This is a genomic window from Phenylobacterium sp. T106, from assembly GCF_057219735.1.
The window spans coordinates 299596-322173 of sequence record NZ_JBXVWA010000003.1; the positions used below are offsets into that span (position 1 = coordinate 299596).

Annotated in this window: 21 protein-coding genes; 7 read left to right on the forward strand and 14 right to left on the reverse strand. The window is 68.7% G+C overall.

The genetic code is table 11. The features are described 5' to 3' along the window. On the reverse strand, positions 1–711 hold the full coding sequence (locus tag AC2D8W_RS09105; protein WP_293481406.1) for a response regulator: 711 nt from the start codon (positions 709–711) through the stop codon (positions 1–3). Positions 712–931: 220 nt separating this feature from the next. On the opposite strand from AC2D8W_RS09105, the gene AC2D8W_RS09110 reads away from it, so the two are divergent. Beyond that, entirely contained in the window at positions 932–1819 is an 888-nt protein-coding gene (locus tag AC2D8W_RS09110) for a branched-chain amino acid aminotransferase (protein WP_484671274.1), read from the forward strand. Positions 1820–1898: 79 nt separating this feature from the next. Here the strand turns inward: AC2D8W_RS09110 and AC2D8W_RS09115 are convergent, their stop codons facing one another. From AC2D8W_RS09115 to AC2D8W_RS09125, 3 genes are all read right to left on the reverse strand, one after another. After that, on the reverse strand, positions 1899–2300 hold the full coding sequence (locus AC2D8W_RS09115) for a DUF4870 family protein (RefSeq protein WP_484671275.1): 402 nt from the start codon (positions 2298–2300) through the stop codon (positions 1899–1901). Between the two features lie 96 nt (positions 2301–2396). Continuing rightward, positions 2397–2750 (reverse strand): dihydroneopterin aldolase, encoded by a 354-nt coding sequence (gene folB, locus AC2D8W_RS09120; RefSeq protein ID WP_293481403.1) that lies wholly within the window; start codon positions 2748–2750, stop codon positions 2397–2399. A 17-nt stretch (positions 2751–2767) separates the two neighbouring features. Further along, positions 2768–3496, reverse strand: a complete 729-nt coding sequence (locus AC2D8W_RS09125) for an SDR family oxidoreductase (RefSeq protein ID WP_484671276.1) — start codon at positions 3494–3496, stop codon at positions 2768–2770. Between the two features lie 308 nt (positions 3497–3804). Between AC2D8W_RS09125 and AC2D8W_RS09130 the strand changes: the two genes are divergently transcribed. From AC2D8W_RS09130 to AC2D8W_RS09145, 4 genes are all read left to right on the forward strand, one after another. Next, on the forward strand, positions 3805–5247 hold the full coding sequence (locus tag AC2D8W_RS09130; protein ID WP_484671277.1) for an aldehyde dehydrogenase family protein: 1443 nt from the start codon (positions 3805–3807) through the stop codon (positions 5245–5247). Positions 5248–5414: 167 nt separating this feature from the next. Then, positions 5415–6827, forward strand: a complete 1413-nt coding sequence (locus AC2D8W_RS09135) for a sensor histidine kinase (RefSeq protein ID WP_484671278.1) — start codon at positions 5415–5417, stop codon at positions 6825–6827. A 122-nt stretch (positions 6828–6949) separates the two neighbouring features. After that, on the forward strand, positions 6950–8305 hold the full coding sequence (locus AC2D8W_RS09140) for a glutamate--cysteine ligase (protein WP_293485911.1): 1356 nt from the start codon (positions 6950–6952) through the stop codon (positions 8303–8305). 206 nt (positions 8306–8511) lie between these two features. Beyond that, positions 8512–9006 carry a CYTH domain-containing protein gene (locus AC2D8W_RS09145; protein ID WP_293485913.1) on the forward strand — a complete coding sequence of 165 codons (495 nt, stop codon included), beginning with the start codon at positions 8512–8514 and terminating at the stop codon, positions 9004–9006. A 200-nt stretch (positions 9007–9206) separates the two neighbouring features. Here the strand turns inward: AC2D8W_RS09145 and AC2D8W_RS09150 are convergent, their stop codons facing one another. The 4 genes from AC2D8W_RS09150 to AC2D8W_RS09165 all read right to left on the reverse strand — a co-directional run bounded on the left by AC2D8W_RS09150 (position 9207) and on the right by AC2D8W_RS09165 (position 12400). After that, on the reverse strand, positions 9207–9710 hold the full coding sequence (locus AC2D8W_RS09150; protein ID WP_484671279.1) for a DUF427 domain-containing protein: 504 nt from the start codon (positions 9708–9710) through the stop codon (positions 9207–9209). Between the two features lie 104 nt (positions 9711–9814). Next, positions 9815–10009 (reverse strand): hypothetical protein, encoded by a 195-nt coding sequence (locus AC2D8W_RS09155; protein WP_484671280.1) that lies wholly within the window; start codon positions 10007–10009, stop codon positions 9815–9817. Between the two features lie 5 nt (positions 10010–10014). Beyond that, on the reverse strand, positions 10015–10896 hold the full coding sequence (locus AC2D8W_RS09160) for an IS1 family transposase (RefSeq protein ID WP_484671281.1): 882 nt from the start codon (positions 10894–10896) through the stop codon (positions 10015–10017). Between the two features lie 163 nt (positions 10897–11059). Further along, entirely contained in the window at positions 11060–12400 is a 1341-nt protein-coding gene (locus AC2D8W_RS09165) for a hypothetical protein (protein WP_484671282.1), read from the reverse strand. A 409-nt stretch (positions 12401–12809) separates the two neighbouring features. On the opposite strand from AC2D8W_RS09165, the gene AC2D8W_RS09170 reads away from it, so the two are divergent. Next, positions 12810–14624 (forward strand): peptide MFS transporter, encoded by a 1815-nt coding sequence (locus AC2D8W_RS09170; protein ID WP_484671283.1) that lies wholly within the window; start codon positions 12810–12812, stop codon positions 14622–14624. Between the two features lie 57 nt (positions 14625–14681). Here AC2D8W_RS09170 and AC2D8W_RS09175 read toward each other — a convergent pair whose 3' ends face one another. Together AC2D8W_RS09175 and AC2D8W_RS09180 are read right to left on the reverse strand one after the other, a co-directional pair. Next, a complete protein-coding gene (locus AC2D8W_RS09175; RefSeq protein WP_484671284.1) occupies positions 14682–15407 on the reverse strand; it encodes an SDR family oxidoreductase in 726 nt (241 codons plus the stop codon). Then, positions 15407–16597 carry a cytochrome P450 gene (locus tag AC2D8W_RS09180; protein ID WP_484671285.1) on the reverse strand — a complete coding sequence of 397 codons (1191 nt, stop codon included), beginning with the start codon at positions 16595–16597 and terminating at the stop codon, positions 15407–15409. The genes AC2D8W_RS09175 and AC2D8W_RS09180 overlap by 1 nt, the downstream gene beginning before the upstream one ends. Before the next feature lie 225 nt (positions 16598–16822). Here AC2D8W_RS09180 and AC2D8W_RS09185 point away from each other — a divergent pair, with 225 nt between their 5' ends. Further along, the gene (locus AC2D8W_RS09185) at positions 16823–17953 is read left to right on the forward strand and encodes a hypothetical protein (protein ID WP_484671286.1); all 1131 of its coding nucleotides are present in this window, start codon (positions 16823–16825) and stop codon (positions 17951–17953) included. 40 nt (positions 17954–17993) lie between these two features. Here the strand turns inward: AC2D8W_RS09185 and AC2D8W_RS09190 are convergent, their stop codons facing one another. The 4 genes from AC2D8W_RS09190 to AC2D8W_RS09205 all read right to left on the reverse strand — a co-directional run bounded on the left by AC2D8W_RS09190 (position 17994) and on the right by AC2D8W_RS09205 (position 22571). Continuing rightward, positions 17994–19121 carry a zinc-binding dehydrogenase gene (locus AC2D8W_RS09190; protein WP_484671287.1) on the reverse strand — a complete coding sequence of 376 codons (1128 nt, stop codon included), beginning with the start codon at positions 19119–19121 and terminating at the stop codon, positions 17994–17996. Between the two features lie 436 nt (positions 19122–19557). After that, positions 19558–20058, reverse strand: a complete 501-nt coding sequence (locus AC2D8W_RS09195) for a hypothetical protein (RefSeq protein WP_293485927.1) — start codon at positions 20056–20058, stop codon at positions 19558–19560. Between the two features lie 86 nt (positions 20059–20144). Then, on the reverse strand, positions 20145–21758 hold the full coding sequence (locus AC2D8W_RS09200; RefSeq protein WP_484671288.1) for a flavin-containing monooxygenase: 1614 nt from the start codon (positions 21756–21758) through the stop codon (positions 20145–20147). Between the two features lie 66 nt (positions 21759–21824). Next, entirely contained in the window at positions 21825–22571 is a 747-nt protein-coding gene (locus tag AC2D8W_RS09205; RefSeq protein ID WP_484671289.1) for a hypothetical protein, read from the reverse strand. Positions 22572–22578: the final 7 nt, after the last annotated feature.

Sequence of the window (22578 nt, forward strand, 5' to 3'; positions counted from 1 at the left end):
TCAGTCGGGCGCCAGGCGATAGCCGACGCCGCGCACGGTCTGCAGGTAGCGCGGAGCCTTCGGGTCGTCCTCGATCTTCCGCCGCAGGCGGGTGACCTGCACGTCCACGGCGCGCCCGGACGGGTCGACCGAGCCGCGCGCCAGCTCGAGCCGGTCGACCGCCTCGTGCGGGGTGCGGGCGAGCTGCCGCAGGAGGGTGACCTCGGCCTCGGTGAGCCGCACCGGCTCGCCCGCGCAGCTCAGCTCCCCCCGTTCGGCGTCGAACGCGCAGCGGCCCAGGGAAAGCGGTCCCTCGGCCTGGGGCCTGGCGTCCGCCGCGCGCCGCAGGATCGCCTCGATGCGCAGCAGCAGCTCCTCCGGCTCGAACGGCTTGCCGAGGTAGTCGTCGGCGCCCAGCTTCAGGCCCTCGATTCGGTCGGACGACTCGCTCCTCGCCGTCAGCATCAGGACCGGCGTGCGCCCGGGCGTCCCGCGCTGCTCGCGCAGCCATCGGGTCAGCGAGAAGCCGTCCTCGCCGGGCATCATCACGTCGAACACCGCCAGGTCGAAGTCGAGCGTCGTCAGCAGCCGGCGCGCCGGCGCGCCGCCCGCCGCGGCGGTGACGCGGAAGCCCGCCCGCGTCAGGTACTCCTTCAGCAGGTCGCGGATGCGGTCGTCGTCGTCGACGACCAGCAGGTGCCGCGCCCGGGCTGGAGCGTCCGAGAAGCTCATCCGAAGCCTCCGCCGCGGCGTCGTTCGCCGTCCGCGCGCAGTATGGCGCGCAAGGCGCCCGCGCCGTCCAGTCCACGCGGCCGGCGCGCGTCACGGCCCCGGATCGCGGTCGCCGAGCCCGGGCCACTCATGGCGGCGTGGCCTGCGTGGAACCCAATTCGTTTGACGCGAACGGAATGGGCAGGTTCAAGGAACCGCTGCGAAAGGAGGTACTCCGCAAATGTCTATCGTTCCCTTCGACGATCGCGACGGATGGATCTGGCTGGATGGCCAGTTCGTGCCCTGGCGCGAGGCGAAGGTGCACGTACTCACCCACGGCCTGCACTACGCGTCGGCCGTGTTCGAGGGTGAGCGGATGTACGGCGGAGAGATCTTCGAGCTGACGGCGCATACCGAGCGTCTGTTCAAGTCCGCGGAGATCCTGGACTTCGAAATCCCGTTCACGGTGGCCGAGATCGACCAGGCCTGCAAGGACGTGTGCGCCAAGAACGGCCTGACCGACGCCTACATCCGCCCGATCGCCTGGCGCGGTTCGGAGATGATCGGCGTGTCCGCGCAGAACACCAAGATCCACGTGGCCATCGCCTGCTGGGACTGGCCCTCGTACTTCTCCCCCGAGGAGAAGGCCAAGGGCATCCGGCTCACCTGGGCCAAGTACAAGCGCCCGAGCCCCGAGACCGAGCCGGTCCATGCGAAGGCCACCGGCCTCTACATGATCTGCACCATCTCCAAGCACGCCGCGGAGAAGGAGGGCTACACCGACGCGATGATGCTCGACTATCGGGGCTACATCGCCGAGAGCACCGGCTCGAACGTGTTCTTCGTCAGGGACGGCGTGATCCATACGCCGACCCCCGACTGCTTCCTGAACGGCATCACGCGCCAGACGGTGATCAAGATCGCCCGCAAGAAGGGCTTCGAGGTCATCGAGCGGCACATCAAGCCCGAGGAGCTGTCGACTTTCTCGGAGTGCTTCGTGGTGGGCTCCGCCGCCGAGGTCACGCCAGTGGCCGAGATCGGGGAGTACCGGTTCCGGCCGGGCAACATCTCGTTCAGCCTGATGGACGACTACGCCCGCCTCGTGCGGCGCGAACTCGTCGACGCCTGACGTCCTTTGCCGACTCCGGCCGGTCGCCGGGACCCCTCCCACGCACGCGTGGGAGGGGTGGCGCTGTTTCCTTCGGGTCCTACGCCAGGACGGCGTAGGGGCGGGGGTGGGGCTCGCCGCGGCTCAGGTAGACCAGGCCCACGATGCAGCGGACGCCGAACCACACCGGCGGCACGCACCAGATCAGGCCGGCCAGGCCCCAGAACACGAAGCCGACGAGCACGATCGTCAGCGGCAGGCCGATCACCCAGACGACGCCGCCGACAATCGCCGCTCCGACCGCCAGGAGCAGGAAGCCCCAGAAGGTGCGGATCAGGTAGGTGTAGTGCGTGCGCATGTCGGGGCCGGCGGTCCCCTGCTGGGCGTGCGCCATGATGGCGCCGATGATCGTGGTCACGCCCGCCGTCGCGAAGCCGAGCAGGTAGAGCGCGTAGCACACCGCCGGCATCGTCTTGTCTTCGGTGCGGTAGAGATCGGTCATCGCAGGTTGTCTGGTCCTCCGGCCCGAGGATCGGGCTTGCACTACAGATGGACCCGGAAAGGCGTAACGAAAAGCGCCGCCTGCGTTACAAATTGCTCACCCGCGCGAGACGACGATCTCCACCCCGGCGCCGACGGCGTGGGGCGCGAGCGCCAGGGGCTTCTCGATCCGCACCCGGGCGCGCGTGACCCGCGGGTCTTCCAGGCAGGTCTGCGCCAGCCGGTGCGCGAAGGTCTCCACCAGGTCGATGTGGCCGCCGGCGGCGAGGCCCTGGGCCGCGGCGAGGATGGTCTCGTAGTTCACCGTCTCGCTCAGGCGGTCCGAGGCGTTGGTGGGGACGTCGAGCTCCACGTCCACGATGAGGGGCTGCACGCGGCCGATCTCGTGCCGGTAGACGCCGATCTGGGCCTGCACCTGGAGGCCGGTGACGAAGATCTTGCTGGCGGTCAACGCTCCTGGGGCGGGGGTCATGAGAGGTGCTGGCCGGAGTCCACGGCGATCATCTGGCCGGTCACGGCTTCGGCGTCGATCAGGTAGCGCAGGGCCGAGGCCATCTCGCGCGGCGCGGACGGCCGCTTCAAGAGGGTGCTCGCCACTTCGGCGTCGAAGGCGGCCTGATCCTGGTGGATGGAGGGCAGGGTGGGGCCCGGCCCGATGCCGTTCACCCGGATCCGCGGCGCCAGCGCCTGGGCCATCATCCGCGTGGCGTCCCAAAGGGCCGCCTTGGAGAGGGAGTACGAGAAGAAGTCCGGCCGCGTGCGGAAGACCCGCTGGTCCAGCACGTTGACGATCAGGCCCGCGCGGTCCGGCGCCAGGCGGCGGGCGAACGCCTGCGACAGCACCAGGGGCGCGCGCAGGTTGGTCTCCATGTGCAGGTCCCACGACGCCCGGTTCATGTCGGCGAAGCTGTCGTCCTCGAAGACGGACGCGCAGTTCACGAGCAGCGTGACCGCGCCGAGCTCGGCCTCGGCCTCGCCGACGAGGGCCACGGTCTCGCTCTCCTTGCGCAGGTCGCAGGTGACGATGCGCGCCTTCCGGCCCCGGGCGCGCACCTCTCCGGCGGCGGCCTCGGCGTCGTCGTCCATCGCGCGCACATGCAGGGCGACGTCATAGCCGGCCTCGGCTGCGGTGGAGGCCAGCACCCGGCCGATCCGCCGCGCGGCGCCCGTCACCAGTGCTGCGCCGCGGCCGGTCACGAGCGGGGCCTCAGTCGAGGCGGCCGAACTCGAACAGGTTCAGCGCCGCCATGACGGCGATGAACGCCACGATCATCAGGATGCCGCCCATGTAGCCTCCGGTCACTCTGCCGGTCCGGGCTTTAGCGACGCCGGCGGCGCGCCGCAAGGCCGGGCGGCGCCCTTCGGGAGGGGAAAGCGCGCAACTTCGCGTCCTGACGCCGCGTCAGGGGCTTCCCCCCTTAACGCTGATCACTAAAATGAGCGTTTGAAGGGTGGGGCGAAAGCGCCTCCGTTCCCAAACGAACAAAGACTTCCAGGAGGACGTCATGCGCGAGTACCTCAAGTTCTACATCGACGGCGAGTGGGTCGATCCGGCCGAGGGCCTGAAGACGCTCGACGTCGAGAACCCGGCCACCGAGGAAGTCTGCGGCAAGATCGCGCTCGGCTCGGCGGCCGACGTCGACCGGGCCTGCAGGGCCGCCCGCAAGGCGTTCGCCTCGTGGAGCCAGACCAGCCGCGAAGAGCGCCTGGAGGTGCTGGGCCGCATCCTCGCCGAATACCAGAAGCGCTTCGGCGACCTCGCCACCGCGGTGACCGAGGAGATGGGCGCGCCCGCCAGCCTCGCCCAGCGCGCGCAGGTTCCGATCGGCATGGCCCACCTGGCCACCGCCGCCGAGGTCCTGAAGACCTTTAAGTTCGAGGAAGACCGCGGCCCGACGATGATCGTCAAGGAGCCGATCGGCGTCTGCGGCTTCATCACCCCCTGGAACTGGCCGCTCAACCAGATCGTCTGCAAGGTCGCCCCGGCCATCGCCACGGGCTGCACCATGGTCCTGAAGCCGTCCGAAGTGGCGCCGTTCAGCGGGCACATCTTCGCCGAGATCATGCACGCCGCCGGCGTGCCGAAGGGCGTGTTCAACCTCGTGCACGGCGACGGCCCGACGGTGGGCGCCGCGATCTCCAGCCATCCGGAAGTCGACATGGTGTCGTTCACCGGCTCGACCCGCGCCGGCATCGAGGTGGCCAAGGCGGCCGCCCCGACCGTGAAGCGCGTGGCGCAGGAGCTGGGCGGCAAGAGCCCGAACATCGTCCTGGACGACGACGCCTTCGCCAAGGGCGTCGCCCGCGGGGCCTCGACGGTGATGACCAACTCGGGCCAGTCGTGCAACGCGCCCACCCGGATGCTCGTGCCGAAGGGCCGCATGGACGAGGCGATCGCGGTGGCGCGGGAGACCGTGGCCCAGGTCACCGTCGGCGACCCGAACGGCAACGCCCAGCTCGGCCCGGTGGTCTCGAAGGTCCAGTTCGAGAAGATCCAGAAGCTGATCCAGAAGGGCATCGACGAGGGCGCGACCCTGGTCATCGGCGGCACGGGCCGCCCTGACGGCCTGGACAAGGGCTACTACGTGAAGCCCACGGTCTTCGCGAACGTGACCAACGACATGACCATCGCCCGCGAGGAGATCTTCGGGCCGGTCCTGTCGATCCTGGGCTACGACAGCCTCGACCAGGCCATCGAGGTCGGCAACGACACCGAGTACGGCCTCGCCGCCTATGTCCAGGCCGGCGACCTGGAGAAGGCGCGCAAGGTGGCGGCGAAGCTGCGGGCGGGCCAGGTGTCCATCAACGGCGGCGGCGGCGACATGATGGCCCCGTTCGGCGGCTACAAGATGAGCGGCAACGGGCGCGAGTGGGGCGACTACGCCTTCCACGAGTTCCTGGAGACCAAGGCCATGCTCGGCTACGCGCCGAAGCCCGCCGCGGAGTAGGCCTCGCCTCGAGCCACGGAAGGGCCGCCCCACGGGGTGGCCCTTTTCATTTGCGCCCCGTGCCGCCGAACGGCGGCATCTGGCTTGACCATTGGCCCGATGGCATATGGACCTACCTATGGTAGGGCGGCCGCGCCGGCCGTGATGGACGATCGGGTGCGGTGACCTTGCGGCCGGGACAACACATCGAGGCGGGCTCGCCGCCGTCCGGCCTCGTCACGGCCCTGAAGCACGCGCCGATCGGGGTCGCCATCTTCGACCGGGAGATGCGATATCTGGCCGCCTCCCGGCAGTTCCTGATCGACCAGGGGCTGCCCGGCGACACGCCGCTGGAGGGCCGGCTCCACTACGACGTCTTTCCGGGCATCCCCCCGCGCTGGCGCGAGGTCCATGCCGCGGCGCTGCGCGACGGCGTGGAGCGGAGCCATCCGGCTGACGCCTTCCCTGGCCCCGACGGCCGGACCGTCTGGGTCCGCTGGCGCCTGGCCCCGTGGCGCGACGATGCGGGCGAGATCGGCGGGCTGGTGCTCTACACCGAGGTCGTGACCGAGGCGGTCGAGACGCAACTGCGCATCGAGGCGGCCGAGCAGCGCTACCGCGCCGTCTTCGACCACGCCGCGATCGGCGTGGCGCGGGTGTCGCCGGACGGGCGCATGCTCGAGGTCAACGAGCGCTTCTGCGAGATCTGCGGCTATCCGCGCGAGGAGCTGGAGGCGCTGACCTTCCAGCAGATCACCCACCCCGACGACCTGGCCGCCGATCTCCTCCTGGTCCGCCAGGTGCTGGCCGCGCAGCGCCAGGCCTTCTCGCTGGAGAAGCGGTACGTGACCAAGGGCGGCGCGGCCGTCTGGGTCAGCCTCACGGTGGCGCTGGTCCGCAAGGCCGACGGACAGCCCGACTACTTCGTCTCGATGATCGAGGACATCGGCGCGCGGAAGGCGGCCGAGGCCGAGCAGGCGCGCTACGAGGGGCAGCTCCGCCTCATGATCAACGAGCTGAACCATCGGGTGAAGAACACGCTGACCACCGTCCAGTCGATGGCGGCGCAGACCCTGCGCCAGGGCGACGATCCGGCCGAGGCGTACGAGAAGTTCCAGGCGCGTCTGCTGGGCCTCGCCGACGTGCACGGCATCCTGACGCACGAGGGCTGGCACGGGGCCCCTCTGCAGGTCGTGGCCGAGCGCGCGCTGGGCCCGTTCCGGCCGGCGCAGCCCGGCCATGTGCGAATCGAGGGCCCGCAGGTGTGGCTCCAGCCGGCGGCGGCCCTGACCATGGCCATGGTCCTGCACGAGCTCGCCACGAATGCGGTCAAGTACGGGTCGCTCTCGGTCGACGGAGGCCGGATCGACCTGACCTGGACGATCGACGGCAGCGCGCTGGAGGTCACCTGGAAGGAATCGGGCGGGCCCCCCGTGCGGGCGCCCACCCGCCGCGGCTTCGGCTCTCGGCTGATCGAGCGCGGCCTCGGCGCGGAGCTGCGGGGGCGGGCGCGGATGGACTACGCGCCCGACGGGCTCGTCTGCATCCTCCAGGCGACGGCGCCGCCGCCGCCGGAGACGGCCCCGCTCTTCGAGATCTGACGCGCGTCGGGCGCCCGTCTTGAGCTCGACGGAATTGCGCCCACCTATCTGTGCGGCGTAAAGATGCCCGGCCGCGGGACCCGAGCCCGCCGCCCTGGCGTTTGGGGCCTTGGAGGAAACACATGGCCGAGGCCGCCTGCGACGAACGTCCCCTGGTGTTCGAGGATCTGGTCCGCTGGATGGCGGAAGGCGCCAAGCCCGCCAGCGAGTGGCGGGTCGGCGCCGAGCACGAGAAGTTCGTCTTCCGCCTGAAGGACAACGCGCCGGTCCCCTACGAGCCGCAGGGGATCAAGGCGCTGCTGATGGGCCTCACCCGGTTCGGCTGGACGCCCGTCTACGAGGGCGAGAACGTCATCGCCCTCGAACGCGGCATGGCCAACGTCAGCCTCGAGCCCGGCGGGCAGTTCGAGCTCTCGGGCGCGCCGCTCGAGACGGTGCACGACATCTGCGAGGAGACGGGCCAGCACCTCACCGAGGTGAAGCAGGTGGCCGACGAGCTGGGCCTGGGCTTCCTGGGGCTGGGCTTCACGCCCACCTGGACCCGCGAGCAGGTCCCCGTGATGCCCAAGGGCCGCTACAAGATCATGCGGCAGTACATGCCGAAGGTCGGCGGCCTCGGCCTCGACATGATGTTCCGCACCTGCACCGTGCAGGCCAACCTCGACTTCGCGGACGAGGCGGACATGGTGGCGAAGTTCCGCACCTCGCTGGCGCTGCAGCCGATCGCCACCGCGCTCTTCGCCAATTCGCCGTTCATCGAGGGCAAGCCGTCGGGCTTCGTGTCGAGCCGCGCGAATGTGTGGACCGACACCGACCCCGACCGGACGGGCATGCTCGACTTCGTCTTCCAGGACGGCTTCGGCTTCGAGTCCTACGCGCGCTACGCCCTGACCGTGCCGATGTATTTCGTGAAGCGCGACGGCCGCTACATCGACGTCGCCGGCCGCTCCTTCATCGACTTCATGGAGGGCAAGCTGCCCGAGCTCCCGGGCGAGCGGCCGACGATCAAGGACTGGGCCGACCACACCACGACCATCTTCCCCGAGGTGCGGCTGAAGAAGTACCTCGAGATGCGCGGCGCCGATTCCGGGCCCTGGAGCCGCCTCTGCGCGCTGCCGGCCCTCTGGATGGGGGTGCTCTACGACGCGCCGGCGCTCGCCGCCGCCTGGGACCTCTGCAAGGACTGGAAGATCGAGGACCACGAGCGCCTGCGCGCCGACGTGGCCCGGCGCGGCCTGAAGGCCGAGATCGCCGGCCGCACCGTGCAGGACGTCGCCAAGGACCTGCTGGCCATCGCCCGGTCCGGCCTCAAGAACCGCAACCGCCTGTCGGGCGGCCTGGTGGACGAGAGCGGCTACCTCGCCGAGCTCGAGCACATCGCCGACACGGGCGTCACCCCGGCCGAGCGCCTGGTGGAACTCTACAACGGGGCCTGGAAGGGCGACGTCAGCCGCGTCTACGGCGACTTCGCGTACTGAGGTCCGGCCGCCTGGAGCCTGTCCGGTCTTGATGGAACCATCGAGGCCGGTCGGACAGGCTCTATCGCTTTGAATTAGAGCGCGTTATGGCGGCGAAACCGGCTTCCACTTCCGCCGGACGCGCTCTGGGCGTCAGCGCGGCCTTGACGTTCCGCGTCCAGTCTGGCGAGGGTCCCTCACGTCTAGCCCGCACCGAGGCCCCCCCAATGCCGGTCAAGCTGCCGAAGTACGCGCACTGGGTCGCCGAGCGCCGGTTCCTGGTCGACCCGGCCCGGCTGCCGCCGCTGAACGACGCCGAGGCGCGCCTGATCGAAGACCTCTACATCGAGCCTGGGCGTCTCCGGCTGCGCCGGATCACCCTCCCGGGCGGCGAGCAGGAGTTCAAGCTGGCGAAGAAGTACGCGCCCGACAATCCGCTGATCGGGCCGATGACCAATCTCTACCTGGACGCCGACGAGTACGGCATCCTGAGCACCCTGCCGGGCCGCCGCGTCTCCAAGCGCCGGCACAAGGTGGGCGGCTTCACGATCGACATGTTCGAAGGCCCGCACGCCGGCCTCGTGACCGCGGAGTGCGAAGCCACCAACCGCATGGCGGCGATGGCGTTCGACGTTCCCGACTGGTGTCTCCGCGAGGTGACGACCGAGGTCGCCTACACGGGCTGGCGGCTCGCCCAGGACCAGTCCGTGCCGAAGGGCTGACGCGCGGCGGGACGTCCGGCCGCCGCGACCGCCCCGACATTCCAGGCGCCGGACTCAACACCCGGTCATCCCGGCGAAGGCCGGGATCCAGATGGAAGGGCTCAGATGCTCGGTCCGTCGGTTCGGAGCCCCTCCCACCAAGGTCCCGCACCTGGATCTGGGTCCCGGCCTTCGCCGGGACAGTCGGAAGTCGTTGAACCCTAGCGGACCCCGCCCTCCGGCCCGGGCCCGTCGACGTTCGACTCCCAGGACCCGCGTTGCGCATGGCCGTCCCCGGCGTCGGTGTGCTGCACGATTTCGTCGACGCGGGACCGGTCGCCGGCGTGATCCGGGTTCACCGCCGCGTCGTCCACCTCGTAGACCTCGACCTTGTCCGGATAGAACGCCAGCCGGCCCTCGATCGCCTGCACGGCGGGATAGGCCTGCTCGTAGGTCCACACCGCGTTCTCGGCGATCTCGCTGTGCATCTTGAGGGTGTAGTAGGCCGCCTCGCCCTTGTACGGGCAGGTCGTGGCGTGCGCGGTGCGCGCCATGTAGTCCATCGAGACGTCGTCCCGGGGGAAGTAGATCACCTCGGGATAGGTCGCCTCCTTCAGCACCAGCGCATCGGCGCTGTCGGCGATGACGTGGCCGGCGAAGCGGGCCCGCCAGCGCTTCTCGGCGGGACGGATGGTGATCGGGTGGTCGGGACCGGGGGTCTTCATCGGCGTGCTCCTTGCGGTCGGGAACGCGCCCGGCGCGATCGGGCTGCGTAGGATCTGGGGGCGCGTGGACGGCGCGCCAGGGGCGCCGGATCGCAGGTAGTGGGTCATTCTGAAATCGGCCACCAGCCTAACGCGCGCGCGATCACGCCCAGCACAAGGTAGACCATGGGCGTCATCATAAAGATCAACACGACGAACCCGGCGATGTCTTCGCGGTTGGGAGCGGGTCGATCGAGCGCGCGATAGATCGGCGGGACCGCGAACATTGCCGCAATGGCAATAGCCGTGATGGCCAGCACAAGCACTAGGCCCCCTGCCGCTTCTTGTAGGTCGCGGGCCGCTGCGGCTTTGCGTCAGCCGCCTCCACGATGGCGACCAAATCCGCCATTTCCCAGAGGCGATCCGTGACGCCAGCGGCCATGGCAGGGGTCACGCGCAGCGTCTTATGGATGCGGACGAAGTTGTAATACGCGAAGTGAAGGGCGACCGCGTAGGCGTGATTTTCGACCTTCTTCGAGAAGCCGTTCGTCAGCCGAGTGAACCGGCGCATGTGCATCCGCATGGTCAGGTTCTGGCGTTCCACATAGGACGTGCTGACGTGCTTCGGATCGGGCCGACCTTCGATCCGGGTCTTGCTGCACGACTTGAACGGCGCGGGGCTGTAGCGGCCCTTGAACGCCTCCGGAGCTTGCCCGTAGACCTTCACCAACTGGGCGTAGTCTACGTCGATGCCGAAGATGTCTCGGATCGCGTTCACGTAGGGGCCATGACCGTCCGACGTGATCTGCACGCGATTGGCTAGGCGGCTGTAGACGTCCTCGATGAAGTCGCGAGCGTAGCTGGCGTCACGACCGCCCACGAGCCAGGACATGACGAGCTTGGAGTCCGCGTCGATAGCTGTCCAGGTCCACGTATCACCCGCGCCTTCGGGCGCTGCGGTGGCGGTCGCGACGTTCTTTTGCTTGGCGTATGTGAACGACCAGATTTCGTCGAGCTGGACGCGCTTCGTCTGGAGTTCGACGAAGGCGCGATCCTGATAGTCGGAAAGCGCCTTCCCGGCGTCGATCATCAGCTTGCTGACGGTGTTCTTGCTGTAGCCGGTTACGCGCGTGATCGCGCGGATCGACATGCCCTCGCAGAGAAGCTGAAGAACCTTCGCGCGTTCGTCGGCTGAGAGCTTGTTCATGCCCTCAGTTATAGTGACCCTTATGCTTGAGCGTCAAGCAGAAAGGGTCACTTTCGCGCTGCGCAGCCGATCGGCTATTGCGCGGTCCAGAAGCTCGCGTACGCGGCCAGCGGAATCCTCTACCGCTTGGGACAAGTTCCGCTCGAGGGTTGCCTCGCCCTTCTTACGGGGAGGCAGTTGCGGAACTTGATCCTGGTTCAGGGCCTTCCGTGCCATCTCCTACCTCCGTTGCACTGCGTCGTTTGAACTTACGCCAGAAGTATCTCGGGTTCAACTCGGCGTCGAAGTAATGCTTGCGCTTAATCCATACAAAGCCGTCGTGGCGCGTGATGAAAGCAACATCGACCGGCCCGCCAACTGTAGCCTGAGAGCTGCGCGCTTTCCGCTCTATTGCGGTAATGCCGACAAGTGCTTCTGCCAGCTCTATCAATTCCCTCTTTGGCATCATTGACACCATCGAGTTGAAGTCTCTTTCAAAGTCTTCCTTCGCAGCAACCGAGAACTTATCTCGGTATTGCTGCGCGACAATGTCGATCACGTCGTTAAACACGGCAGAAGCGTCGGCGGTTCCAAGGCCAGATTTTTGAAGCGCTTCTACGAGTGAATCCCGGGCCTCTTCAAGAGACGACGTTATGTATTCTTCCGTCTTCTTGATTAGCCTGCTGTCCGCGCCGCCCAGGAGGCGCTCAATAACATCGGTCTGCGCAAACGAAATCACCCCGCCAGGATAGTTTCTCCTGTCAACGCTCTTAAGGTCGCCAATTGAGTACTTGAGCTGGTCTCCCACCGCTCCATCCACTTCCGCCGAACATAGCGAGGGAAACATGTCACCATCCCCGAAGCCGGCAACAACGATGCCGGTACTATGTTCGGTGGGGGCTTCGCTTAGGATTAGACTAAGCACGATTTTGCGCAACTTGGTCTTTTGTGCGCGATCTAGGGTGATCGGGAATGCGTTTTCTATCAGCCGCCGCAGGCCCTTATAATATCTGTCCCCCACGTCTTTGTGCGTAAGATTCTTGAGGCTCCCAGCGACTCCTCGGTCTCTGAAAAACTTCAACCTCTCTTCGAGCTTCCCATTAAATATATGGGTGACATCGGGTTCCTGCTCTCTACGCTCAAATAACTCCTTCGATACTTGCTCCTTTATAACGTCCATCTCGCGCGAGACTATATCAACGATGTAAGCAGCCTCAGCAGCGCTGTTCTTCGCCTTGTGTGTCGCCGCGTATGACAGGAGGGCCTCAAGCCAGTCCTTCATCGTTCCTGGCGCGCAGGTGCTGGCCTGTTCTCGAAAATCCTTAATGATCAACTCCCATGGGACTCCCAAGAGATCCATGTTGCCGTTGATCATCACGCCGACAGGGCAGTGCTCGCATAGTTCAAATAGCTTGTCGCCAGTGTCGAAGACCTTCGACTCTTCGCCGGCTCCGCTAATGGTTACTGCGCTGTCTGTCGCTAGAGCGATCCCAAGGCGGTTAATGACCGCGATTTCGGTCGTCATCCTTCCCCCATCGGGCGGCAGCGGCCTTGGCTGCTATCTCCGCCCTCCGTTCGGGGGTAAGTTTCTGCGCGCGGGCGCGGCCACCCTTCAGTCCCCCCAGTCGCCCAAGGGTAGCTTCTGGAGAAGCTGCACCATTAGAGGGAGAGTCGGCAACCTCCCCCGTCGCAATCTCGGCGATCCGCTTCGCAAGCTGGTTGGGGTCGCGCGGGCGCTGGGGCGTCTTGCTCATGGGCTCGCACTATACCGACGATCCGGGCGCGCGTGAGGCGGCAATTTCAGACTGACCCACTACCGGATCGCAGCCTTGCTTGTGCGCATGACGAGCGCGTGATTTTCTCCGCCCAAATGGCCGCTGCGGGGCAAGACCGTTCCCGGCGCGCACCCCCAAGGGATACCGGAAACCCCTCGAATGTTGATTATCCTCATCGGCATCGTGGTGACGCTGGTCACCGGATTGCCTGTCCTGCTGCAGATGCTGCGCAACCATCCGCGCGGCCTCATCATCCTGTTCTTCGCCGAGATGTGGGAGCGCTTCTCCTACTACGGCATGCGCGGGATCCTGATCTTCTACCTGACCCAGCACCTGCTCTTCGACGACGACGTCGCGGGCGCGCAGTACGGGTCGTACACCTCGCTCGTCTACCTGCTGCCCCTGCTGGGCGGCCTGCTGGCCGACCGCTACCTGGGCACCCGCAAGGCCGTCGCGTTCGGTGCGCTGCTGCTGGTGGCGGGCCACCTGACCATGGCGGTCGAGGGCCAGCCCGCGAAGCAGACGCTGGTCTACGCCGGCCAGAGCTACGAGGTGGCGATCGAAGGCCGGATGGAGGAGCGTCAGGTCCGCCTGATGGTCGCCGGCCAGCCGCACGAGTTCTCGGCCACGGCCGACGGCGGCCTCGAGATCAAGAACCTGCCCGCCGGCGCGCCGCTGCCGGCCGTCCTGCCGCAGGGCCAGTACGAGCTGAAGAAGCAGGTCGATCCCATCGGCCAGGGCGCCTTCTACCTCGCCGTCTCGCTGATCATCATGGGGGTGGGCTTCCTGAAGCCGAACATCTCCACGATCGTGGGCCAGCTCTATCCGCAGGGCGACCCGCGGCGGGATTCGGGCTTCACCCTCTACTACTACGGCATCAACCTCGGGGCCTTCTGGGCCTCGGTGCTCTGCGCCTACCTGGGCCTGGAGTTCGGATGGTGGGCCGGCTTCGGCCTGGCCGGCGTGGGCATGGCGGCGGGCTTCGTCGTCTTCGTGCTCGGCAAGCCGCTGCTGGAAGGCAAGGGCGAGCCGCCGAACCCGGACCTGCTGAAGCAGAAGGTGGCCGGCCCGCTGAACCGCGAGCAGCTGATCTACCTGGGCGGCATCCTGGGCGTGATCCCGGTGTGGTTCCTGGTCCAGCGCAACGACATCGTGGGCATCGCCCTGATCGCTTCGACCGTCGTGTCGCTGGCCTACATCGCCTACTTCATCGGCAACCTCTACCGGCAGCGCATGCGGGTCGAGGCCGAACGGATGATCCTCGCGATGATCCTCGTCTTCGGCGCCGTCGTGTTCTTCACCCTCTTCGAACAGGCCGGCACGTCGCTGAACCTGTTCGCGGCGCGCAACGTCGACCTGGGCCCCGTCACGGCGGGGCAGACCCAGTCGTTCAACGCCGGCTTCATCCTCATCTTCGCGCCGGTCTTCGCCGCGCTCTGGGCGTGGCTGGGCAAGCGCGGCCGGAACCTCGATCCGACGCTGACCTTCGGCCTCGGCCTCATCCAGGTGGGGCTGGGCTTCCTGGTGGTGGTCTGGGGCCAGGCGCTGGCGGTGGACTACCGCATGCCGCTCTTCATGCTGGCGCTGCTGTACCTGCTGCACACCACGGGCGAGCTGTTCCTGTCGCCGGTGGGCCTGTCGCAGATCACCAAGCTCAGCGTTGCCAAGCTGGTGTCGTTCATGATGGCGGTCTGGTTCCTGTCGTCCTCGATCGCCCAGTACGTCGGCGGGATCATCGCCGGCGCCATGGGGACCCACACGGTGGGCGGCCAGGTGACGGACCGTGCGGCGGCCTTCGCCACGTCGATGGACGGCTTCAACAAGCTGGGCTGGGGCGGCCTCGCCTGCGGCGTCGTCTTCGTGGCGCTGAGCTTCGTCGTGAAGCACTGGGCCCACGGCGCCAACGACACCGCGCCCGTCGAGGACCCGCCGGCCCCCACCCCGGACGGCGAGCGCCAGGCGGTCCGTCCGTAGGTCCGCGCCGCGCGCCGCCGAACCTCCCCCGCCGGCCCGGCGGGGGAGCGAGGCCGGCTACTGGCCCAGCGCGCTGCCGCCTTCCACGTAGAGGACCTGGCCCGTCGTGTAGCCGGCGCGCATGAGGTACAGGTAGGCCTCGGCGGCCTCCTCGGGCTCGCCGATGCGCGGCAGCAGCTGGCGGGCCGTGAGCCGGGCGAACTGGTCCTGGCGGCGCTCGGCCGGGATCGAGTCCCAGACGCCGGTGCGGATCAGGCCCGGGCAGACGCAGTTCACCCGGATCGGCGCCAGCTCCACCGCCAGGGCGCGGGTCATGTGCTCGACCGCGCCGGCCATGGCGCTGGAGACCACCGAACCCTTGCTGGGGCGCTGGGCGATCATTCCGTCCGTGAGCGTGATCGACCCGTTCTGAGGCAGCGTCGGCGCGCCGTGCTTGGCCACCGCCAGCGCGCCCCAGAAGCGCACGCGGAAGAGGCCGGCGGCGGCGGCGAGGTCGGTGTCCGCCAGAGGCCCCCGGCGCGCGCCGCCCCAGTCGCCCGCGGTGTAGACGATGTGGTCGAAGGCGCGGCCCTCGAAGAAGCCGGCGACGGCGGCCTCGTCGGTGGCGTCCAGGACGGCGCTGCGGGCGCGCTCGCCCAGCCGCTGGACGGCCGCGTCCAGCTTGTCGGCGCTCGTGGAGGCCACCGTCACGGCCGCTCCCGCCTGCGACGCCGCCGCGGCGACGGCGAAGCCGATGCCGGACCCGCCGCCGATCACCAGGATCTGCTTGCCGCCCAGGTCCATCAGGCGGCCCGGAACCGGATCGGCATGGCCTTGGGGCCCGAGATGAAGTTGGACGGCAGCCATTCCACCGGCGCGGCCAGCTCGAAGCCGGTCATCCGCGTCAGCACCTCGCGCAGCATGGCGTCGATCTCGATGCGGGCGATGTGCTGGCCCAGGCAGCCGTGCGGCCCGGTCCCGAAGGCGATGTGCGGGTTCTCGGGGCGCGAGAGATCCAGCACGTCGGGGCGGTCGAAGACGGCGGGGTCGCGGTTGGCGGCGCCGAAGTACATGACCACCTTGTCGCCCGCCGCGATGCGCTGTCCGGCCAGGTCGGCGTCCTGCTTGGCCGTGCGCCGCATGTAGATCACCGGGCTGGTCCACCGCAGCAGCTCCTCGCGCGCGGTCGGCAGGCGCGCGTCGAAGTCGGCCATGAGCCAGGCGTACTGCTCGGGATGCTCCATCAGCGCGAGGAGGCCGCCCGACAGGAGGTTGCGCGTCGTGTCGCCCCCGGCGTCCACCAGCAGCAGGAAGAACAGCAGGAACTCCATGTCCTCGAGCCGGCGGCCGTCGACCTCGCAGGCCAGCAGCTTGGAGGCGAGATCGTCGCCGGGCCGCGCCCGCTTCTCGGCGATCACCTTCGAGCCGTATTCGAACATCTTCATCACCGCCTGGCCGCCGGCGCCGGGCGGCAGCGCCTCGGGCGCGGTGTGGATGATCTCGGTCAGCTTGTAGAGCTCGCGCCCGTCCTCGAGCGGCAGGCCCATCAGCTCGGCGATCACGTAGGACGGCATCTCGCCGGCCACCTGGTCGACGAAGTCGCATTCGCCCCTGTCGATGACCGCGTCGACGATCTGCTTGGCCAGCTCCTGGATGCGCGCCTGGCGAAGCCGGGCCGCCGGCTCCGTGAACTCCGACCGGATCAGCTTGCGGAACGCCGTATGCTCGGGCGGATCCATCATCAGCATCATCTTGTACGGCCCGAAGCCGCCCGCCTCGGCCAGCGGGTCCGTGATCATGATGGTGGGCTCGGACGAGTAGGTCTGGAAGTCGCGGTCGACCGCCCAGACGTCGGCATGGCGCGTGACGGCCCAGAAGCCCTTGCCGCCCGGCTCGTCGTGCCAGCGGACGGGCGCGTTGGCCCGCAGCCAGTCGTACTGCCCGTGCGGTTGGCCGCCGGCGAAGCTGGCGGGCGAAAGCAGGTCGATCTTCATGTGGCCTGGCTCCGATCTCGGGGGGATTGGACGCGCTTGACTGCGGGTCACGCAAGCCCGTCGCGGGTGGGGCGCACGAGGGGCGAGAAGGGCACGTCAGGGGTAATACGATCCCTCTGAAGGCCCTGAAAAATCCACTCGGAGTGGACTTCGCGGGCTGGTCGTTAGCACGTTGTTTTCCAACTTGTGGCCAAGTCGGCCGGCGCACTTCTCCCAGCCGAAGCCATGAAGAAAGCTCCCGACCGCACCGTCCGCAGCCTGATCGCCCTGGAGCAGTCCGCCTCCACGGCGCGCGTGCTCAATCTCGTCGCGACCCACAGGAAGCTCGCCCATGACCCGTCGCTGGCCGCCCAGCCCTTCTTCCAGAGCAAGGCGCTGAACCACGGGATCATCGTCAAGCATCGCGTGCGCCCGCACGAGCGCGAGCTGTTCGCCAAGCCCCTGGCCACCACGACGAAGATCATGGTGCCGATGGACGGCTCGGATCTGCGCTGCGGCGCGCGGTTCCTGATGATGGGCCAGAAGGACTTCGATCGCGCGGCCGAGCAGATGATCGGGGACCTGCTGGCGCCGGGCCGTCCCGATCGCGAGATCCTCGAGCTGATCGACAGCCTGCCGTCGCTGGACCCGTTCCTGCTGCGCGAGCATCTGAAGCGCAACGGCTTCGAGCCGGCGCGGGCCTACTTCGCCATCACGGACGCCGACATCCTGCGCATGTACGAGTTCGTGCGCGCCGAAGTCATGGCGCTGGTGACTCTGTCGGCGGGGCAGGGCGGGGGCAACCAGGCCGCCGCGAAGCTGGTGGAGAAGCTGCTGTCCAGCGACCCCGACAACAGCTTCGAGCCCCTGAAGGAGACCCTCAGGCTCAGCGACAAGGACTACCAGGACGGCGTCTTCTGCTGGCGGGGCTTCCTCTACTACAAGTGGGTGCTCGACGAGCTGACGCCCCGCCTGGGCCAGGTCCTGCTGGAGATCTCGACCCTCCAGCCCCGGGGCCACCTCAGCCAGCCCGCCAAGGAGTACATCGGCCCCGCGCGCAAGCGCCTGGAGACCTCCATCTCGCAGGTGGTGCAGGGGGTGAACCTCATGCTGGGCGTCTACGACAACGCCTACCGGTCCCTCACGCTGGACGGCCAGCCAACGGCGTTCCGCGACTTCCTGCTCGCGGCGCCCGACATGTTCATGACGCTGGGCGAGCAGTGCGGGGCGATCCAGCACATCATCAGCTTCTGGCGTTACCGGTTCCCCGGCAAGCGCACCGCGCCGATCGACGCCGAGGAACTGATGGACATCTTCCTGGACTTCGAGGACGGGCTCGGTTTCCTCGAGGACATGCCCCAGGCGAAGGTGGCCTGACCGCCGCCGCAGGCGCTCGGCCTGCGGCGACAGCGGCCCCTCAGAGGCCCTTGTTCGGGTTGATCAGGTATTTCGTCCCGGTGTGCTTGGCGTTGTAGGCGGCGATCGTCTCGGGGTTCAGGGCCTCGGCCAGCGAGATCTCGGCGGTGTAGTGGCTCGCGAAGGTCGTCTTGAGCTCGTCGGCGACGCGCTGGCGCAGCGCCTGGCCCTTCTCCGGGCCCGCCTTCATCAGGAAGTAGGTGAGCAGCCAGCCGCCGAGACCCCAGCTCATCCCGAAGGCGCGGTTGAGCTCGGTGGGGCCGGTGTCGAGGCCGCCATAGATGTAGACCTGCTTGTAGGTGGTCGAGCCGTAGCGGCTGTAGGCGCCCCCGGCGCGGCGGGTGGCGGCGATCTCCATGGCGGTGAGGATCTGGCCGGCGAGCTTGCCGCCGCCGATCGCGTCGAAGGCGAGGGTGGCTCCCGTGGCCTCGAGGGCGGCGACCAGCTCGTCCATGAAGGTGGGCGACGTGGAGTCCAGCACATGCTTGGCGCCGATGTCCTTCAGCGTCTTCGCCTGCGAGGCGCTGCGGACGATGTTGACCAGGTCCACCCCGTCCTTGAGGCAGATCTTCACCAGCATCTGGCCGAGGTTCGAGGCCGCGGCGGTGTGGACCAGGGCCGTGTGCCCCTCGGCCCGCATGGTCTCGACCATGCCCAGGGCCGTGAGCGGGTTGACGAAGCACGAGGCGCCGTCGGCGGCCGTGGCGTCGGCCGGCAGGACCAGGACGTCGCCGGCCTTGGCCATGCGGTATTGGGCGTACATCGCCCCGCCCAGGACCGCGACGCGCTTGCCCAGCAGCGCCTGCGCCGCGGGGTCGGAGCCTGCGGCCACCACCGTGCCCGCGCCCTCGTTGCCCACCGGCATCGACTGGTCGATCCGGGCGGCCATGGCGCGCATGAACTGGGGCGGCACCTTCGCGGACGTCACGCCGCCCGCGCTCTTCAGCGTGGAAAGGTCGGCGGGGCCCAGCAGCAGGCCCAGGTCGGACGGATTGAGCGGCGAGGCCTCGACCCGGATCAGCACCTCGTCCGGGCCCGGCGCCCCGAAGTCGGTCTCCTGCAGGCTGAGCTCCAGCTCGCCCGAACCCTTGATGATGGACCGCAGCTGCAGCCCCGTCTGTCCGCCCACGCGCGCCTCCCGTTGCCGCTTTCGAAGTTGTGCAGACGACATGGCGCGTCGGCGGGCCACAGCCAAGCCCCCGATGCAAGAAAGGCGGCCCTCTCGGACCGCCTCTGCCGCTTCTTCAGTGCCGCGCAGGACCGAAGTCCTGGAAGCGTCGCGGGGCCCCACGCCCCGGCTTGCCCGTGGTGGGCTCGCCGTTCCCGAACGTCATCCTCCATGTGCGCGGCGGCCACAAGCCCCCTGTGCGCCCGCGACGCACTCCGTGGCGGGCTGTCACCCGGCGGACACGCCCCGAAATGGCCTAATTTGCGACCCGAGGCGAACACACCTCGCCCGTTTACTCCATTGCGTCGGCTGGCCCGCATCCGGTCCGGATCCTGAACAGCCCCCCCAGCCCCCCTGATCGGGCGCCTGGTCAGCCGACGACCCTCCCCCCAGCACCCTAGAGCTCGCGCACGGCGTTCAGCCACTCGGCCGCGTTCCATGACGCCGAGCGCCCGCCCAGCCCCTCGCAGCGGAAGTTGACGTCGTTGGTCTGCACCAGGGCCAGCAGGCGTCGGCCGGTCAGGAGGTGGTTGCGGGACCAGTCCTCGATGATGTCCAGCACCCCGTGCGCGAACGCCGGTTCCTCGCCGGCGATCACGTGGAAGTCGCGCAGGCAGATGGCGACGTCCGGGCAGTCGCCGAACGGGAAGGCCGCGAACCCGTCGTTCAGGGCGTTCAGGTTGCCGTCCCACGCCCCGTCGCCCCAGCCCAGGGCCTCGCTCACCGCCCGGCGGAACTGGCTGGGCGTGACGCAGGCGATCTCCAGGAGCCGGTAGCCGAGCGCCCCCAGTTCGGCCTTGCTGGCCTCGAAGCGCTCCTCGCGCCAGAACAGCGTGATCGCGCCGTGGCGCAACAGCTCCCAGTCCGCGCGATCGAAGTCGCCCGCGGTGCGGAACACCCTGAAGCCTCCCTCGCCAGCATGCCGCGCATCGCGCCGGCAACCCTGATCCCAGGTTGCATGGCAGCCCCAGGTGGGCAGCTAAGTCAAGGTCGCCCTTCAGCCTCCAAACGGAAGCCTTCGTAGCCGCTAGCGGCCACCTCGGCGCACTTGTCGCGGTAGACGGGGAAGCCGCCGATGTAGGGCATGAAGACCCGCGGCTTTCCGGGGACGTTGGCGCCCAGGTACCAGCTGTTGGCCAGCGGGTAGATGGTGCCGTTGGCCACCTCGTTGACGTGCTCCACCCAGGCGTCCTGCGCCGGCTCGGTGGCCTCGATCGCGCCCATCTGGCGGCCGCCCATCCAGGCGATGCAGTCCGAGATCCACTCCACGTGCTGCTCGATGGCGACAGCCATGTTGCAGAGGACCGAAGGGCTTCCGGGGCCGGTGACCAGGAAGAGGTTCGGGAAGCCGGCGGTCATCAGGCCCAGGTAGGTCCGCGGGCCGGCGGCCCAGGCCTCGGACAGCGTGCGGCCGTCCCGGCCGCGGATGTCGATCTTCGAGAGCGCGCCCGTCATGGCGTCGAAGCCGATGGCGTAGACGATGGCGTCCACGTCGTAGCTCTTCGCGGCCGTCTTCACCCCGGTCGCCGTGATCGCCTCGATCGGTTCGTCGGACAGGTCCACGAGGCTGACGTTGGGACGGTTGAAGGTGGCGTAGTAGCCGGTGTCGACGCACAGCCGCTTGGCGCCGATGGGGTAGGTCTTGGGGATCAGCTTCTCGGCGGTGGCGGGGTCCTGAACGATCCCGCGGATCTTCTCGGCCATGAACTCCACGGCCGTGCTGTTGGCCTCGACGTCGGTCACGAGGTCGTTGTAGGCGCCCAGGAAGGCGAAGCCGCCATACCTCCAGCGGGCTTCGAAGGCCTCCTTGCGCTGCTCGGGCGTCGCCTCGAGCGCCGGCGTGTCGCCCATGGCGACGCCGCGGATCCCGAAGCCGGCCTCCCGGGCCTCGGCGCGATAGGCCGCACGGTTGGCGGCCCAGTCGGCCGCGACGGCCGGGTCGATCGGGCCGTTGTGCGCCGGCACGCTGAAGTTGGGGGTGCGCTGGAACACCGTCACGTGTTTCGCTTGGGCGGCGATCACGGGGATGGACTGGATCGCCGACGAGCCCGTCCCGATCACCGCGACGGTCATGCCCTTGAAATCGACGCCCTCTTCGGGCCAGCGGCTGGTGTGCCAGGAGGGGCCGCGGAACTCGCGCTCGCCCGGGAACTCGTCGCCCTTCGGAACGGACAGGCATCCCGTGGCCATGACGCACCAGCGGGCCGATATGGTCTCGCCGCCGTCGGTGGCGACGCTCCAGCGGCGGGCCGCCTCCTGCCAGTGGGCGGCCGTGATCCGCGTCTCGAGCTGGATGTCGCCGCGCAGGTCGAAGCGGTCGGCCACATGGTTGAGGTAGCGCAGCAGTTCGGGCTGGGTGGCGTAGCGCTCGCTCCAGACCCACTCCGCGTCCAGTTCGGGGGAGAACGAGTAGGAGTACTCCTGGCTCTCGATGTCGACGCGCGCGCCCGGATACCGGTTCCAGAACCAGGTGCCGCCCACGCTGGGGCCGGCCTCGTAGACCCGCGCCGAGACGCCCAGCTGCTTCAGCCGGTGCAGCATGTAGAGGCCCGAGAATCCGGCCCCCACGATGACCACGTCATAGGCCTGGTCCGCCATCGTCGCCTCCCACCCTTTTTGCTTTTGGCCGACGATAGCCGGTTTCCGTGGGGGAGGGGCGAGCTTTCAGCGGCGGTTGCGCAGGCCCAGCAGGTCGGTCCAGCGCCAGCTGCCTGCGCCCAGGGCGATACGCGCGGAGCCCGGCGCGTCAGCCAGGGAGATCACCACCAGGCCGCTGACGCGCTCGGCCTTGCAGGCCTCCGGGGCGAATCCGACTTCCCATTGGATCGCCTCGCGGACGGCCGCCAGGCCCGCGCCTTCCTGTACGCCGTGGCGCACCCAGGCGCCGTCCCAGATGCGGATGGCCTTGCCGCGGTGGATCTCCCCGATCGCGGCCTGCACGCGCCGATCGCGGCGCAGCTTGCCCTGCAGGTGCTGGGTCATGTTGCAGCCGCGCCCGCCGCCCGCTCCGGACGCCGCCGTCCCGGCGCCGGCGAGTTCGGACTCCCCCACCTCGATGACGCCCACGTCCGGCGGCCCCTCGCTCGCGGGGAGGGGTTCGACGGTCCGGGGCGGCGGCGACCTGGCCGGGCGCGCCTTGATGGGCGGAGGCTTCGCCTTCACCGGCGTCGGCTTCGCCTTGGCGGGCGCAGGCTCGGGCTCCGCCTTGGGCTCGGGCTTGGGCGGAGCCGGCGGCTCGGGCGGGGGCAGGGGCTCGACCAGCGTCACGCGGATCGGCGGCAGGTCCGGGACGGGCGGCGCGCTGGGCGCCGCCTGCACCACGACGATCGCCGCGCCCGCGTGCGCCAGCAGGCTCAGCGACGCCGCGGCGATGCGGCGTCGCCGGTCCCGAGCGGGTCGGTCCCTGGACACATAGGTC

Excerpts from the sequence above, each read along its gene's own strand:
- AC2D8W_RS09175 (WP_484671284.1), bottom strand. The coding sequence starts at position 15,407 with ATGGACCTGGGCGGCAAGCAGATCCTGGTGATCGGCGGCGGGTCCGGC.
- AC2D8W_RS09185 (WP_484671286.1), top strand. The coding sequence starts at position 16,823 with ATGAAGAAAGCTCCCGACCGCACCGTCCGCAGCCTGATCGCCCTGGAG.
- AC2D8W_RS09150 (WP_484671279.1), bottom strand. The coding sequence starts at position 9,710 with ATGAAGACCCCCGGTCCCGACCACCCGATCACCATCCGTCCCGCCGAG.
- AC2D8W_RS09170 (WP_484671283.1), top strand. The coding sequence starts at position 12,810 with ATGTTGATTATCCTCATCGGCATCGTGGTGACGCTGGTCACCGGATTG.
- AC2D8W_RS09160 (WP_484671281.1), bottom strand. The coding sequence starts at position 10,896 with ATGAACAAGCTCTCAGCCGACGAACGCGCGAAGGTTCTTCAGCTTCTC.
- AC2D8W_RS09180 (WP_484671285.1), bottom strand. The coding sequence starts at position 16,597 with ATGAAGATCGACCTGCTTTCGCCCGCCAGCTTCGCCGGCGGCCAACCG.
- AC2D8W_RS09105 (WP_293481406.1), bottom strand. The coding sequence starts at position 711 with ATGAGCTTCTCGGACGCTCCAGCCCGGGCGCGGCACCTGCTGGTCGTC.
- AC2D8W_RS09140 (WP_293485911.1), top strand. The coding sequence starts at position 6,950 with ATGGCCGAGGCCGCCTGCGACGAACGTCCCCTGGTGTTCGAGGATCTG.
- AC2D8W_RS09115 (WP_484671275.1), bottom strand. The coding sequence starts at position 2,300 with ATGACCGATCTCTACCGCACCGAAGACAAGACGATGCCGGCGGTGTGC.
- AC2D8W_RS09145 (WP_293485913.1), top strand. The coding sequence starts at position 8,512 with ATGCCGGTCAAGCTGCCGAAGTACGCGCACTGGGTCGCCGAGCGCCGG.
- AC2D8W_RS09165 (WP_484671282.1), bottom strand. The coding sequence starts at position 12,400 with ATGACGACCGAAATCGCGGTCATTAACCGCCTTGGGATCGCTCTAGCG.
- AC2D8W_RS09200 (WP_484671288.1), bottom strand. The coding sequence starts at position 21,758 with ATGGCGGACCAGGCCTATGACGTGGTCATCGTGGGGGCCGGATTCTCG.
- AC2D8W_RS09130 (WP_484671277.1), top strand. The coding sequence starts at position 3,805 with ATGCGCGAGTACCTCAAGTTCTACATCGACGGCGAGTGGGTCGATCCG.
- AC2D8W_RS09110 (WP_484671274.1), top strand. The coding sequence starts at position 932 with ATGTCTATCGTTCCCTTCGACGATCGCGACGGATGGATCTGGCTGGAT.